This is a genomic window from Halomonas sp. BC1 (assembly GCF_002078135.1).
Taxonomy (GTDB): domain Bacteria; phylum Pseudomonadota; class Gammaproteobacteria; order Pseudomonadales; family Halomonadaceae; genus Vreelandella; species Vreelandella stevensii.
The window spans coordinates 41,593-56,199 of the sequence record NZ_LFGS01000013.1; the positions used below are offsets into that span (position 1 = coordinate 41,593).

Below are 14,607 nucleotides of genomic sequence, written 5' to 3' on the forward strand. Positions count from 1 at the left end.
GGTGATTCCTTGCGTCCGTTAAGGGAAAAGCGCACCTGAGAACAGGTGCGCGACTCGATGAGAATCAGGCGCCCGCCTGCTCGCCTTCTTCAGCGGTCTCATCTTGCTCAGCCTGCTGCTGGGCAGCTGCCAGTGCCTGCTGATAAGACATTTCCACGTCTTTGACGTTCGCTTGTTCCAGCAGTTTCTCGACCGCTTTCTCTTCGAGGATGGCCGATTTCACCTGGGTCTTGAGCTGCTCGTTACCCATGTAGTACTCGACGACTTCAGAGGGGTCCTGATACTGCTCGGCCAGCTCTTCCACCTTCGCCTTGATGGCATCATCGTCGGCATCCAGCTCGTTGGCCTTGATGACCTCCGCCAGCAACAAACCAACCTGCACGCGGCTCTTGGCCTGATCGGCAAACAGTTCATTGGGCAGTTGGCTGACGTCGAAGTCTTCACCCAGACCAAACTGCTGTGCTGCCTGACGCTTCATGGCGTCGGTTTCCTGCTGCACCAGTGCGCTCGGCACGGGGATGTCGTTGGCTTTCTTCAGCGCATCCAGCACCTGCTGCTTGACACGGTTATCCACGGCCTGTGCCGCTTCACGGGTCATATTCTTCTTGATTTCAGCGCGGAACTGGCTTTCGTCACCGCCTTCAACGCCAAAACGCTCGATGAACTCCGCATCCACTTCCGGCAGCTTCTGGCTACTGACCTTGTGGACGGTGACCTTGAAGGTCGCTTCCTGACCTGCCAGATGCTCGGCCTGGTAATCTACCGGGAAGGTGACGGAAATCGTCTTCTCTTCACCCGCCTTGGCACCGATCAGCTGATCTTCGAAACCAGGAATGAAGCTGTTCGATCCGATGACCAACGCGTGGCCTTCAGCGCTGCCGCCTTCGAAAGGCTCATCGCCCAGGAAACCCTGAAAATCGATGGTGACCTGATCGCCAGAGGCAGCAGCGGCATCGACTTCTTCCCAGGCAGCATTTTGCTTGCGCAGGGTATCGATCATCTCGTCGACATCGGCATCATTGATGGCAACGACCGGACGCTCTACCTCGGCACCTTCGATAGAGGCCAGCTCGACCTGCGGGTAGATTTCCATGATGGCAACGAACTCTAGATCCTTGCCCGCCTGGTTTACCTTCGGCTCGATCTGCGGGAAACCGGCAGGGTTGAGTCCTTCTTCGGTAATGGCGCGCACGTAACGCTCGCGCATGACTTCGCCAACCACTTCGTTGCGCACGCTGTCGCCGTAACGCTGGTTAACAACGGCCATCGGCACCCGGCCTTGGCGGAAACCGTTCAAGCGAACGTTTTTCGCCGTCTCTTTCAAGCGAGCGCTGACGGCCCCATCGATTTCTGCTGCCGGCACTTGAATAGTGATGCGGCGTTCGATCTGGGAGGTCGTCTCGACGGAAACTTGCATGAATTGTCCTCTAGCGGCTGGGCGTTGGGTTGATTATGTAACATTGATTCAAGAGGGCGATTTTAAGAACCCTGACGCAAGGTGGCAAGCGCCATGCTCGCAAGATGGGGGCTAGCCCTGCAATTTCAAGGGTTCGAGCGCCAAAAACCAACGATTATCCGGTCCTTTCACGGCTCTCAATCCCGCGCGCGCCACCAAAGCGTGACAGCGTGCAGCAATAAGCCACAGGTGGTCGCATGGGAAATGAACTCTTGCCAGCTTATCCACGCAGTGAACAGGGCGTGCCAGCTTCCCATGAGGATGGCACCCAACACCATCATGACGCTCAGACGTTTGAGCAGCCCGGGCAGCCGCTGGCGTGCCTCTACAGGCAGCATCTTCCACTGCACCGCCGCTGCCCCTGCCACCAGCACCAAAGCCATGACGATGAGCGTTTGACGCGTCTCATGACCGCCCGCCAGATAGCGCGGCAGTGCAGATAGCATGACCACGCATAGACCCAAGGCAATACTGACTCGTTCAGGAGAGTGAACCGCTGGCTGCATGGCTATACTACCTTCAACTGCTGAGCCACAATCCACTCTTCTACCCACGGCACTGCAGCATCATCGGCCATGAAGGTTTCCATGGCATCGATTTCCAGGCGCTCCCCAAGGCGCTGCGCCCCCATCGAGGCCAACAACTCATCCAGCTCGCGGCCCGCCCCACAAAATGTATCCCCATAGGAGCTATCCCCCAGGGCGATGAGTCCATAGCGCAAGCCGGTAAGCGAGGGTGACTGATCTTTCAGGCTGCGCACGAACGGTACGATATTGCCAGGAAAGTCGCCACTACCAGTGGTCGACAAGCAAAACAGCGTCAGGTCATTATCGCCACTCACGTCTGTCAACGTGGGCTGTTCAGACACGGCCACGGCATATCCCGCCTTCTCGAACAGCGGCTTGACCTGCTCGGCTACGTCAAGGGCACCGCCATACATGGTGCCCACCACAATCGTCATCTTTGGCATTGCTTACTCCCGGTTCACAATGTTCAGTCGACAAATACCTGATGAATTTGGTCAAATATTAACACGACTGGCAAAAGCCGCGCACGTTGCGCACGCCCTTCTTCCTTCTACTCTTACATCTTCTATCTGCGGGAGCGCTTATGCAGCAAGCCTTTGAGACATGGATCACCCCTATCATGATCGGCGGCTTGATCGTGTTCATGTGCTTCATCATTTGGGATTTGGCCAAAAAGTCGAATGCAGGCAAATTCGGCACGATCATGCTGTTCGTCGTACTCGGCGCAGGCATGATGGGTTACATCATCAAGGTCATCATCACCTGGTTGATCGAAGGGCGAGGCCTGTAGCCTCCATGATCGTTCAGCCATAAAAAGGAGTGCTTCTCGGCACTCCTTTTTGACATGGGTCGCGAAGGCTAATCCTGCCTACCAAGACCACCTTCGCTCGCATAGCGCTCTACCTGCTGCTTGAGCTTCTGACCAGGCCTGAAGGTCACTACCCGGCGCGCCGAAATCGGAATTTCCTCTCCGGTCTTGGGGTTACGGCCCGGCCGCTCACGCTTGTCGCGCAGGTCAAAATTACCAAATCCTGACAGCTTCACTTGCTCGTTTTCACGTAAGCAAGCGCGAATCTCTTCGAAAAAAGCTTCGACCATCGCTTTTGCTTCTCGTTTTGACAGCGCCAGCTCGCTATGTAAATGCTCTGCTAGCTCTGCTTTGGTCAACGCACCCATAAGGCTCCTCCATGTAGCAAACGGTGTAGCAAACGCACTGCCAGGATCGTGGTAAGCGTCATATCATGGCATGGCGTCATCAACCGCGCAGATCAGCGTTCAGCTCGGTACGCACGGTAGTCACAATGGCATCAACCAACTGGTTGATTTCTTCATCATTTAGCGTGCGCGATGCGTGTTGCCAGGTCAAGCCCAACGCAATGCTCTTGTAACCTTCGGCAACGCCCTTACCAGCATAGACATCAAACAGCTTGATGTCTTTCAAGCTTTCCCCCGCCTGTGACTTTGCACAGTCGAGCAGCGCCTGAACGGGCGTCTCTTCCTTGACCGTGAACGCCAGGTCGCGACGAACTTCCGGGTAGCGGGAGAGCGGTTCGAAGGTGGGAATCGCACCTTGACTCAAGGCGTCCAGCCGTACTTCAAACAGCACGGCATCCACTTTCAGGCCCAATTTGGCACGCACCTGAGGATGCAGCGTTCCAATCCACCCAACCGGCTTCCCTTTATGCAGCACCCTGGCCGTCTGCCCCGGATGCAAAGCCGAGTGCTCGCCAGGTTCGAAGCGCCAATCTTCTGCCGCCCCCCCGAGTGCCAGCACACTCTCAAGGTCACCCTTGAGATCATAGAAGTCGACGGCTTCCTTACCGCCACTCCAGCCCTCGGCCTCACGCCCACCGCACACCAGCGCCCCCATCATGGGCACTTGAGAAAGATCGTCCAGCGGGCCATTGAACACCAGCCCCGTCTCGAAGAGACGAACGCGCGACTGCTGGCGATTGAGGTTGTGCTCCAGCGCCCTTACCAGCCCCGGAAACAGGCTGGCTCGCATGACGGAAAGATCCGCCGAAATCGGGTTGGCCAATACGGGTGATACGGCGTCGGGCAGCAGTGCCGCCTGAAGGTCTGGCGCCACGAAGCTATACGTCACCGCTTCCTGGTAACCACGAGCCACCAGCTGGTTACGCAGACGCGCCAGCGTCAGGGTCGACTCGTTGGCAGGACGCAGCGCCAGGCGAGCTGCTGGTCGGCGGACGGGCAGATTGTTGTAACCATGCACACGGGCGACCTCTTCGATGAGGTCTTCCTCGATGGCAATGTCAAAACGCCAGCTGGCTGCCTTGACCTTCCAACCCTCGGCCAAGCGCTCCACTTGCAGCCCCAGGCGCTCGAGAATATCGCTCACTTCATCGCCCGGCAGCTGCTTGGAAAGCGCCGCTTCGAGCCGCGCTTCACGCAGCATGATGGTCTTCGCTGCAGGCAACGCCTGCTGGTGAACCGCCTCCGTTACCGGACCTGCCTGGCCACCGCAAATTTCCAGCAGTAGCTGGGTCGCCCGCTCGATGGCCACGCTGGCCAGCTCAGGGTCCACCCCACGCTCATAGCGGTGCGAGGCATCCGTATGGAGGCCATAAGAGCGTGCCTTGCCAGCAATCGCCAACGGCGCGAAAAACGCCGACTCCAGGAAAATAGTGTGCGTCTGCTCGTTGACGCCAGAGTTCTCCCCACCCATGACGCCGGCCATGGCCAGAGGCCCACGCTCATCAGCAATCAACAGCGTATCCTGACGCAGCGCTACGTCCTGCCCGTCCAGTAAGGTCAGTCGCTCGGATGGCTGCGCCATGCGCACGCAAATCCCGCCATGAAGGTTGTCGCGGTCAAAGGCATGCAACGGCTGGCCCAGCTCTAGCATAACGTAGTTGGTGACATCGACGACCGGATCGATCGAGCGCACGCCACTGCGACGCAGTCGCTCTACCATCCATAGCGGCGTCTCCACCTGAACATCGACACCCTTGATAACACGCCCCAGATAGCGGGGGCACTGCTCTACGGCATCCACGCGCACCGGGAAAGTATCGTCGATCGTGGCGGGCACCGGCGTCATCTGCGGACCGCTGACAGCCAGCCGATTCAACACCCCTACCTCGCGCGCCAATCCTTTGATACTCAGGCAGTCACCGCGGTTAGGCGTCAGATCGACCTCGATGGTCATGTCGTCCAGCTGCATGTACTCGCGGAAGCTGACGCCGACCGGCGCGGCCTCGGAGAGCACCAGAATACCTGGCGAGGTCTCTTCCTCCAACCCCAGCTCGGACGCCGAGCAGATCATGCCGTTGGATTCGACACCACGCAGCTTGGCCTTCTTGATCTTGAAGTCGCCCGGCAGCACTCCGCCCACCTGGGCAAAAGGAATTTTCTGACCGACTGCCACGTTGGCGGCACCACACACCACCTGGACAGGCGCACCGGTGCCATCATTCACGCTGCACACATTCAGCTTATCGGCATCCGGGTGCTTCTCTTTACTCAGCACTTCGGCAACGACGACACCACTAAAAGCAGCAGCAACGGCCTCGACCGCGTCGACTTCAAGCCCTGCCATGGTGATCTGATCGGCAATGGCTTGCGCATCCAACTGCGGAGAGACCCATTCACGCAGCCACTGTTCTGAAAACTTCATAATTTTTCCCGTCGTAAGCAGCAGTATCAGGTGAATTGGCGCAGGAAGCGCAAATCGTTCTCGAAGAATAGGCGTAGGTCATTGACCCCATAGCGCAACATGGCCAGACGCTCGGCGCCCATGCCGAACGCAAATCCGGTATAGCGCTCGGTATCGATTCCCGAATGGCGAAAGACCTCAGGATGCACCATGCCGCAACCCATGACTTCCAGCCAGCCACTGTGAGAGCAGACACGACACCCTTCACCGCTGCACATCACACACTGAATATCGACTTCCGCCGAGGGCTCGGTAAAAGGAAAATAGGAAGGACGGAAGCGCACCGACAGGTCGTCACGCTCGAAAAACGCCTGTAGAAAATCTTCGATAGTGCCCTTCAAGTCGGCAAAACTGACGCCTTCATCCACCAGCAGCCCTTCTACCTGGTGGAACATGGGCGTGTGGGTCAGATCAGAATCGCTGCGATAAACGCGCCCCGGGCAAACGATCCGGATGGGCGGCTCGCTACTTTTCATGGTACGCACTTGCACGGGCGACGTGTGAGTACGCAACAACCGCGTCGCATCGAAATAAAACGTATCCGCCATGCCCCGCGCAGGATGGTGAGCCGGAATATTGAGTGCTTCGAAGTTGTGGTAGTCGTCCTCGATTTCAGGCCCTACCGCCACATCGTAGCCAACCCTGGTAAACAGCCCTTCGATACGCTCCAGGGTTCGCGTCACGGGATGCAGCCCCCCGCTAGCTTGCCCACGCCCTGGCAGAGTGACATCGATACGCTCTGCTGCCAGGCGCGCATCAAGGGCGGCATTTTCCAGCTGCTGGCGTTTGGCGTCGATCTCCGCCGACAGGGTCTGCTTGGCCTGATTGATCTGCTCGCCTGCGGCTGGGCGCTCTTCCGCCGACAATTTACCCAACCCTTTCAGCAAGGCGGTTACTTCGCCTTTCTTGCCCAGGTAACGAACGCGTAGCTCATCCAGCGCCGAGACACTCTGCGCAGCCTGGATAGCTTCGCGGGCCTCTGACACCAGAGTAGGAAGGTGGTCCATCCGATTTCACTCCGAATTAAGCGGCTCCATCCACGGGGATGGCTGGCATGTAGAAGGTGACAAAAAACAGGGGAAGAGCGGCTGCTCTTCCCCTGCATGGGTCACACTGAAATGACCACGGGCATTTCACGCCAGGCTAGCCCAGCGAGAAGTGCCTTATTGGGCAGCCTTGGCTTTTTCCACGATAGCAGCAAAAGCGGCTTTCTCGTGTACAGCCAGGTCAGCCAATACTTTACGGTCAATTTCAATACCGGCTTTCTTCAGGCCACCGACAAAGCGGCTGTAAGACATGCCGTTGATACGTGCACCAGCGTTGATACGCTGAATCCACAGAGCGCGGAATTGGCGCTTGCGGTTGCGACGGTCACGGTAGGCGTACTGACCGGCCTTGATGACAGCCTGCTTGGCTACGCGGAAAACACGCGAACGGGCACCGTAGTAACCTTTGGCCTGCTTCAGAACTTTTTTATGGCGACGACGGGCAACTACGCCACGCTTAACACGGGTCATAACACACTCCTGACTTTATGACTGAGTCAATACTCAGATAAGAAAATTCGACCTTACAGGTTCGGCAGCATGCGCTGAATCAGCGCTTTGTCGGCAGCATGTACTTGCTTCATGCCACGCAGCTGACGCTTACGCTTGGTCGACTTCTTGGTCAAGATGTGGCTACGGAAAGACTGCTTGTGCTTGAAGCCGTTAGCGGTCTTTTTGAAGCGCTTGGCAGCGCCGCTGTTGCTTTTGATTTTCGGCATGAGATAACTCCGCTCGATATTTTTTAGAAAACCCAGGGCCGACCAGCGCACACGCGCTGGCCCGTTAACAACGCCGTTGGATCACTTCTTTTTCGGGGCAAGGATCATGATCATCTGGCGGCCTTCCATTTTCGGGAAAGACTCCACCGCTCCGATCTCTTCCAGGTCTGCCGCGATTCGCTCCATCAGCTTGCGGCCGATGTCCTGATGCGCCATTTCACGACCACGGAAGCGCAATGTGACCTTGCCTTTGTCACCACCTTCCAGGAAGCGAATCAGGTTTTTAAGCTTGACCTGATAATCGCCCTCGTCGGTGCCAGGACGGAATTTGACTTCCTTGACCTGGATTTGCTTCTGCTTTTTCTTTTGAGCCGCTTTCTGCTTCTTGGTCTCAAAAACGAATTTACCGTAATCCATGATCTTACAGACGATGGGGTCGGCATTCGAAATTTGCACGAGATCCAGACCTGCCGCTTCTGCACGCTCAAGAGCCTCGGAGGTGGGCACTACGCCCAACTGCTCGCCTTCGGCATCGATTAAACGTACTTCTTCTTCGGTGATCCGCTCGTTCATTGGTGGGCGTTTATCTTGTGGACGCCCGCGCTGATTGCTTCGCTTGATTGCTCTGTCTCCTTAGGCAATTGACGATGTCGCCAGGGCTGCTCTCTCTGCACTGAACTTTTCGATGAACTCATCGATGGTCATGGTGCCGAGATTTTCGCCGCTGCGAGTACGCACGGCCACTGAGTCAGCTTCTACTTCCTTATCTCCTACCACCAGAAGATAGGGAACTTTCTGTAATGTATGCTCACGGATTTTAAAGCCGATCTTCTCGTTCCTCAAGTCCGCCTTGACCCGTAAGCCATTTTTTTGCAGCCGACGCTCCACTTCCAGAGCAAAATCGCGCTGTGCATCGGTAATCGTCATCAACACCGCTTGCTGCGGGGCCAACCATAATGGCATAGCACCTGCGTAGTGCTCAATCAAAATACCCAGGAAACGTTCGAAAGAGCCCAGAATGGCACGGTGCAACATGACCGGCGTCTTGCGCGCCCCGTCTTCATCCACGTACTGGGCGCCCAAACGGCCCGGCAGGTTGAAGTCCAGCTGCAGGGTGCCGCACTGCCACACTCGGTTCAGACAGTCGCGCAGCGCAAACTCGATTTTGGGACCATAAAAAGCCCCCTCACCCGGCTGCAACTCCCACTCAAGCCCCGTGGCATTCAAGGCAGCTTCCAGGCCCTGCTCGGCGCGATCCCACATCTCTGCTTCACCAAGGAAGTCTTCAGGGCGCGTGGACAGCTTCAACTCGACGTCATCGAACCCCAGCGTCTTGTAGACTTGCAACGTCAACGCAATGAACGCTTCGGCTTCTGCCTGAATCTGCTTCTCGGTGCAGAAGATGTGTGCATCGTCCTGGGTAAACCCGCGCACGCGCATCAGACCATGCAGTGACCCAGAGGGTTCATTACGATGGCAGCTACCAAACTCGGCCAGGCGCAAAGGCAGGTCGCGGTAGCTCTTCAGGCCCTGATTGAACACCTGCACATGGCAAGGACAGTTCATCGGCTTGACCGCGTACTCACGCTTCTCGGACTCGGTGGTGAACATCAGCTCACTGTAGTGCCCCCAGTGGCCAGATTTTTTCCACAGCGAAAGATCGACCACTTGGGGTGTCTTGATCTCCTGATAGCCATGCGCCCGCTGCACATTACGCATGTACTCTTCAAGCGCCTGATACATGGTCCAGCCATTGGGGTGCCAGAACACCATGCCCGGGGCTTCTTCCTGCAGATGGAAGAGGTCCATTTTGCGCGCCAATTTACGGTGGTCGCGCTTCTCAGCTTCCTCCAGCCGCTTCAGGTAAGCCTTGAGCTGCTTTTTATCACCCCAGGCCGTACCGTAAATACGCGTAAGCATCGGGTTGGAAGCGTCCCCCCGCCAGTAGGCACCTGCCAGCTTGGTCAATTTGAAAGCTTTCAGATGCCGGGTGTTCGGGACGTGAGGCCCCCGACACATGTCCGTATACTCTTCATGGTGATACAGGCGGATAGCGGTACCGTCAGGAATGTCGCGGATAATTTCCTGCTTATAGGGCTCGTCACGCTGCTCGAAAGTGGCCATGGCCTTGGCGCTATCGACGTATTCACGCACTACGTCGTACTCCCGATCGATCAACGCCTGCATACGCTTCTCGATCGCTTCCAGATCTTCGGGCGTCACGGGTTGGCCAAAATCGATATCGTAGTAAAACCCATCATCGATGACCGGGCCAATCGCCATTTTGGCATTGGGGTAGAGCTGCTTCACGGCATGACCAATCAGATGTGCACACGAGTGGCGAATGATCTCCAGCCCCTCGTCGTCACGCGCCGTGATGATGGAGACATCGGCATCCTGCTCGATGACATCCGCGGCATCCACCAGCACCCCATCAATCTTGCCCGCCACGCAGGCCTTGGCCAAACCAGGGCCAATGGACTCTGCCAACTGCATGATGGAAAGGGGGCTATCAAATGTTCTTTGGCTGCCGTCAGGCAGTGTCACTATGGGCATTCAAATATTCCTTGAGCGCAGTGGTGATCCATACCAGGGATCACATTTCGCTATCAACGGTAGAAAAACGGACTCAAAACCGACCGACAGCCTAACAGACTTTGGCATCTCGTAAAATAAAACGGGAGGCCCATGGCCTCCCGTTCTCTTGCTCTCTTTCAGCGTCAGGCGTACAGCCTGTCAAAGAGCATCATGCTGGCAAGTGATTAGTTCCACTCATCCAGTTCTACGCGACGGTTCTGCGCACGACCTTCCTCAGTGTCGTTGGTAGCAACAGGACGCTCTTCACCGTAACCTACAGCGCGCATGCGGTTAGCTTCTACGCCACGCTGGGCAAGGTAGGCAGCCACAGACTCGGCACGACGCTGAGACAGGTTCTGGTTGTATTCAGCAGAACCGCGTGAATCGGTGTGACCTTCGATGCTGACACGCACGTCAGGATTGTTCACCAGACGCTCGGCAACGCCATTCAGCACTTGCTGTGCATTGGTAGTGAGCTGTGCGGAGTCGAACTCGAAGTTGACGTCACGCAGCACCATGCTTTCCGGGCAACCCAGAGCATTCACGGCAACGCCAGCCGGGGTGTCAGGGCACTGGTCACGGTAATCCGGCACGCCGTCACCGTCGGAGTCCAGCGGGCAGCCATTGGCATCTACCGCCACACCAGCAGGCGTTCCCGGGCACTGGTCACGGTAGTCCGGAACGCCGTCACCGTCGGAGTCCAGCGGGCAGCCTTCAGCATCTACCGCGACGCCAGCAGGCACTTCACCGTAGCTCGGGCACTGCGGCGCAACCGGCTCAGGAGTATGATCGGCACACAGCAGACCGCCGATGGCAGCGCCTGCCGCGAAGCCAGTAGCCGCGCCAGCGTCTTCGTCCGAGCTGCCGCTAGTAGCATAGCCAATGCTGCCACCGATCAGGCCACCGGCGATACCACATACGGCGGGGTGCTGGTACCAGCTACGGTCGCTGCTTGCACTCGCCTGACCAGAAGACTGGGAGGCAGAGCTGGCACAGCCAGAGAGGCCTACTACGAGGGCAGAACCGATTAGCAAGCCAGTTGTTGACTTTTTCATGCAAGACTCCTTCTTGATCCAATGCTGATATGGTCAGTGACCAAATCTATCTAATGCTTCTTTTAGCGAGAGCATCCATTTTTCGCTGTTCTTCTTCAGGATGGGCGCCTTGGCGCATCATGAAATCGAACGAGGTGCCTATCATTAACGTTTCAGCGCTAGAAGGCAACAATGCCGTGATATCAACTTCTTGCCAATACCGACGTGTTTAGCATAGCAAAGCTGACACCAATGACACTAAAAATCAGTGCAACGCTTTGGAACCTTTGGCGCGCCACTGGATCACAGCCGTGGCAGCGGCGAGTACGGCAGGACGCATTTCCGCCTCGACTTCGAGCCGTTCCTTGTCTTCACGCATCCGCTCTCGGGGCGTCAATTGCTTGCGAGCAGAGTGGGTCTTGAGATGCCGCGTCCGGCTGTAGACTTCGGCAAATGCTTGAAATTCTGGCCTTTCTGCAAGGCCAGGATCAACGATTTCCAGCAGCACCTTACACCGCCAAGAGCCTTCGGTGATATCCACCTGCTCCTGCACCAGCGCGCTTACGACGTAATCCAGGTTTTCAAGGCTGTTCTGCTGAGCACGCTGTTCTTCCTCGATACGAAAAGCTTCCCGACGCTTTACCTCCTTGCGCAGGGAATACGCATAGCCCCCTAGTCCTGCAATCACCATCAAGGCGACAGCTAGCAACAGTAGTGCAACGGTAGAGCTCATGACACCTCTTCATTCAGCCGCGAAATAGTTTAACGAAAATTGTACACCGTTTTCTACAGCGTAGACCAATTTTGTCATTTGCCCGTCCTCGCTACCCAAGGGCCGAGGGCAGCAGGAAAGTATAATGGTCCAACAAGAGCGCGCCAAACAGTCCCAGCAGGTAACGAATGGAAAACCAGAAGGCAAGTAGCGGCGCTTCTTGGTCATCCCCTTTCCATACGCGCCAGCTCCAACACCAGCTCTTTCAACACCCCCCAACGAATGGTGGGTAACGTGGTATCCAGCGTTGCGTATCGCATAGTGATCACCTGATGGATTGTTATTGTTTTCAAGGTCAATCATTGGACTATCGGGCCTGCACGTATAACGCTTTCCCGTCGAGCGCCTGCACTGCGTGTGACCGTTCAGGCATATAACGGTAGCGCCACCAGGCCCACCCCAGCCCCAGGCACAACAGCACGGCGCCCGCGGTATGCAGCAGCGCTAGCCATAACGGCAGCCAGAGCAGCACATTGGCAACGCCCAACCCTGCCTGTAGCAGGTACAGCAACACGACCATGGACAAGGCACCCACGACCTCACTTTGGCGGCGATAGCGCCACCAGAGCGCCAGCAGCACGACACCCAGCAGCAAGGCACCCAAGCGGTGCACCACATGAATGGCGGTGCGCGCATCGGCATGCAGCTGACCATGTAAATAATTGGGGCCCACGGTCTGGGTCAGATGAAACCCTTCGCTCAGGTCCATATCCGGCCACCACTGGGTGTTACAGGAGGGAAATCCCTGGCAAGCAATACCGGCATAATTGCTGGTGACCCAGCCACCCAGCGCCAGCTGCAGCACCAGCGCCGCGCCTGCCAGAAGCCAGAGCGGGCCTGACTTTCTGGGGGGCACCAACACCCCTTTCGCCGACCGACGAATGCGCAGATGAAGCCAAAAAAACAGCATCAACACGCTGAGCCCGCCCAGCAAGTGCAGCGTGACCACCTGCGGCCAGAGCTTCAACGTCACGGTAAAGGCGCCAAACGCACCTTGTATGAGAATCACGATCAGCAGCGCGATGCTGACCTTCCAGGGATAGCCTTCTCGGCGCCTCAATGGCCACCCCAGGAGTAGCGTTCCGATCACCAGCAGCCCGAGAAAGCTAGCGACATAGCGGTGCCCCATCTCGACCCAGGCCTTGAAGGGGTCAAGCGGCACGTCCGGATGGCGCAGTGCGGCATGTTCGCTATCCGGCACCAACAACCGCCCGTAGCAACCAGGCCAGTCGGGGCACCCTAGCCCCGCATCCACCAGCCGAGTCCAGGCCCCCACCAGAATGACCAGCATCGTCAACAGCGTACCGGCCAGGCTCAGCGCTACCAGCAGGCGCAAACGGTGCTTATCGGAATGAATCATCACGTGTCCTTACGGCTGATCAGTCGCCGGGAGAGAATTACAAAGCGTTCACTTTGAACAAGTGTCTAATATCTTTCAGCATATCCGACGCGGGGGCCGTTGCGTGGTAGGCCAGCGCAGGGCGGCCTGCGGGGTCCAGCACCCAGACACGCTGTTCGCCACGCCAGTTGGGCAAGCGGTGCCAGGCCGTGGCGGTCTCGCCAGGCAACATCTGCAGGTCACCGCCGATCCTGAGGCGCTGCAGGCGACCCGCTTCTCGCCCAAGAGCCCGGTGCAGACGCCATAGCTCATCCTGCCTTGCGTCACAGGGCTCCACGCATTCGAACACCAGCATCCACTGCTCACCAGGCTCAAGTCTAGACGTTAGTGGCCACTCTTCCAGCGGCGGCGCGGTCACGGAAACATCCCCGTAGGCGGTGTAGTGGGTGGGTATACCGATTCGCCATGTCACCATGATCCATGCGATCACCACCGGCGCGGCAAACGCCACGAACAGTAGCACCAGGATAAAGCGAGGGAAACGCTTTGCGCTGGATGACATCGGGTTAACTCCTGATTCTCTCGACCCTTGGGTCGTTCATGAGGCGGCGACCGCCGATCAGCATCACCACCAGAGCCGCCAGCGTTAGGCCCCACCACTGAAACGCATAGGCCTGATGACGCGCCGGTGGCACCACATTGGCTTCCCACCAGGGGATCAGGACACCCTCCCCCTCGTGAGCATGCACCCATCCGGCAAAACGGAACGCCCCAAGCGCCGAGGCCCAGGGAGCCAGATCTAACCGTTGCAGCCTCACCCCTTCCAGGTTGTTGCCGTAAAGGAGGCCATCCGAATGGGCTCTCTGCCACTCTCCGACGACCTGCACCTGGCCTGCTGGCGTCGAGGAGACCGGCGGCTCGCGACTACTGCCGGTTTCCATAAACCCCCGCTGAATCAGCCAGAGCTGACCATGCTCGTCACGCAAAGGCGTCAGCACGGCAACGCCCAGCCGTCCATTGACGATTCGGTTATCGAGATAGAGCGTATGCTCCGCCAGATACTCGCCCTGCAAGCGTAGCATGGCACCCTCAGCCGGCTCACTGACCGGTGCTATCAGGGAGGGCGCGGCGGCACGCTGATCAAGCGATCGCTGCTTGTCAGCAGCACGCTCCCACTGCCATAGTCCTAATAGCACACCAGCAACGACCACCACGGTCCAAAAACACCCCCATACCAACAACCGCAAGGTGACACGGGAGCGTCGGCGCATGGCACTCAAATTACTGATCGCATTGGTGTTCATAGGCATGTTGGTCAGCCTAGCCGCAGGTGCTGGCTTTCTATTGCGAGACCACGGCGCTTCACGGCGCCTTCTGACCTCGCTGAAGTGGCGTGTCGGCCTGGGCTGTCTGCTCATGGCATTGCTCATTTTTGGCTTCTGGTCAGGCGAACTGGGCTGA

Annotated in this window: 17 protein-coding genes; 2 read left to right on the forward strand and 15 right to left on the reverse strand. The window is 57.5% G+C overall.

The window, feature by feature from the left end:
* Positions 1–64 precede the first annotated feature (64 nt).
* The 3 genes from tig to B7L72_RS11085 form a co-directional block, all read right to left on the reverse strand.
* A complete protein-coding gene (gene tig, locus B7L72_RS11075) occupies positions 65–1,417 on the reverse strand; it encodes a trigger factor (protein WP_081194334.1) in 1,353 nt (450 codons plus the stop codon).
* A 176-nt stretch (positions 1,418–1,593) separates the two neighbouring features.
* Positions 1,594–1,962 (reverse strand): hypothetical protein, encoded by a 369-nt coding sequence (locus B7L72_RS11080; RefSeq protein ID WP_016913937.1) that lies wholly within the window; start codon positions 1,960–1,962, stop codon positions 1,594–1,596.
* A gap of 2 nt (positions 1,963–1,964) precedes the next feature.
* On the reverse strand, positions 1,965–2,426 hold the full coding sequence (locus B7L72_RS11085; protein WP_081194336.1) for a flavodoxin: 462 nt from the start codon (positions 2,424–2,426) through the stop codon (positions 1,965–1,967).
* A gap of 140 nt (positions 2,427–2,566) precedes the next feature.
* Between B7L72_RS11085 and B7L72_RS11090 the strand changes: the two genes are divergently transcribed.
* A complete protein-coding gene (locus B7L72_RS11090; RefSeq protein ID WP_039181829.1) occupies positions 2,567–2,773 on the forward strand; it encodes a DUF2788 domain-containing protein in 207 nt (68 codons plus the stop codon).
* A 68-nt stretch (positions 2,774–2,841) separates the two neighbouring features.
* Here B7L72_RS11090 and B7L72_RS11095 read toward each other — a convergent pair whose 3' ends face one another.
* The 12 genes from B7L72_RS11095 to B7L72_RS11150 form a co-directional block, all read right to left on the reverse strand.
* Positions 2,842–3,159: an integration host factor subunit alpha gene (locus B7L72_RS11095; RefSeq protein ID WP_081135795.1), complete on the reverse strand. Its 318-nt coding sequence runs from the start codon at positions 3,157–3,159 to the stop codon at positions 2,842–2,844.
* Between the two features lie 79 nt (positions 3,160–3,238).
* The gene (gene pheT / locus B7L72_RS11100; RefSeq protein WP_081194338.1) at positions 3,239–5,620 is read right to left on the reverse strand and encodes a phenylalanine--tRNA ligase subunit beta; all 2,382 of its coding nucleotides are present in this window, start codon (positions 5,618–5,620) and stop codon (positions 3,239–3,241) included.
* Positions 5,621–5,646: 26 nt separating this feature from the next.
* Positions 5,647–6,666 (reverse strand): phenylalanine--tRNA ligase subunit alpha, encoded by a 1,020-nt coding sequence (gene pheS, locus B7L72_RS11105; RefSeq protein WP_081194340.1) that lies wholly within the window; start codon positions 6,664–6,666, stop codon positions 5,647–5,649.
* Positions 6,667–6,822: 156 nt separating this feature from the next.
* Entirely contained in the window at positions 6,823–7,176 is a 354-nt protein-coding gene (gene rplT / locus B7L72_RS11110) for a 50S ribosomal protein L20 (RefSeq protein WP_009097607.1), read from the reverse strand.
* A 53-nt stretch (positions 7,177–7,229) separates the two neighbouring features.
* Positions 7,230–7,424: a 50S ribosomal protein L35 gene (gene rpmI, locus B7L72_RS11115; protein WP_016913943.1), complete on the reverse strand. Its 195-nt coding sequence runs from the start codon at positions 7,422–7,424 to the stop codon at positions 7,230–7,232.
* Between the two features lie 81 nt (positions 7,425–7,505).
* On the reverse strand, positions 7,506–8,045 hold the full coding sequence (gene infC / locus B7L72_RS11120) for a translation initiation factor IF-3 (RefSeq protein ID WP_081135803.1): 540 nt from the start codon (positions 8,043–8,045) through the stop codon (positions 7,506–7,508).
* A gap of 12 nt (positions 8,046–8,057) precedes the next feature.
* The gene (thrS, locus tag B7L72_RS11125) at positions 8,058–9,980 is read right to left on the reverse strand and encodes a threonine--tRNA ligase (RefSeq protein WP_081194342.1); all 1,923 of its coding nucleotides are present in this window, start codon (positions 9,978–9,980) and stop codon (positions 8,058–8,060) included.
* A 206-nt stretch (positions 9,981–10,186) separates the two neighbouring features.
* The gene (locus B7L72_RS11130; RefSeq protein WP_081194344.1) at positions 10,187–11,056 is read right to left on the reverse strand and encodes an OmpA family protein; all 870 of its coding nucleotides are present in this window, start codon (positions 11,054–11,056) and stop codon (positions 10,187–10,189) included.
* 244 nt (positions 11,057–11,300) lie between these two features.
* Positions 11,301–11,768 carry a DUF2489 domain-containing protein gene (locus B7L72_RS11135; protein WP_081194346.1) on the reverse strand — a complete coding sequence of 156 codons (468 nt, stop codon included), beginning with the start codon at positions 11,766–11,768 and terminating at the stop codon, positions 11,301–11,303.
* Between the two features lie 346 nt (positions 11,769–12,114).
* On the reverse strand, positions 12,115–13,167 hold the full coding sequence (locus tag B7L72_RS11140; protein ID WP_081194348.1) for a COX15/CtaA family protein: 1,053 nt from the start codon (positions 13,165–13,167) through the stop codon (positions 12,115–12,117).
* Positions 13,168–13,204: 37 nt separating this feature from the next.
* Positions 13,205–13,708: a hypothetical protein gene (locus B7L72_RS11145; protein ID WP_016913950.1), complete on the reverse strand. Its 504-nt coding sequence runs from the start codon at positions 13,706–13,708 to the stop codon at positions 13,205–13,207.
* Between the two features lie 4 nt (positions 13,709–13,712).
* Complete coding sequence (locus tag B7L72_RS11150) at positions 13,713–14,456, reverse strand: SURF1 family protein (RefSeq protein ID WP_332868313.1); 744 nt, start codon at positions 14,454–14,456, stop codon at positions 13,713–13,715.
* Between B7L72_RS11150 and B7L72_RS11155 the strand changes: the two genes are divergently transcribed.
* On the forward strand, positions 14,416–14,607 hold the full coding sequence (locus B7L72_RS11155) for a DUF2909 domain-containing protein (protein ID WP_016913952.1): 192 nt from the start codon (positions 14,416–14,418) through the stop codon (positions 14,605–14,607). The two genes, B7L72_RS11150 and B7L72_RS11155, sit on opposite strands and share 41 nt — an antisense overlap.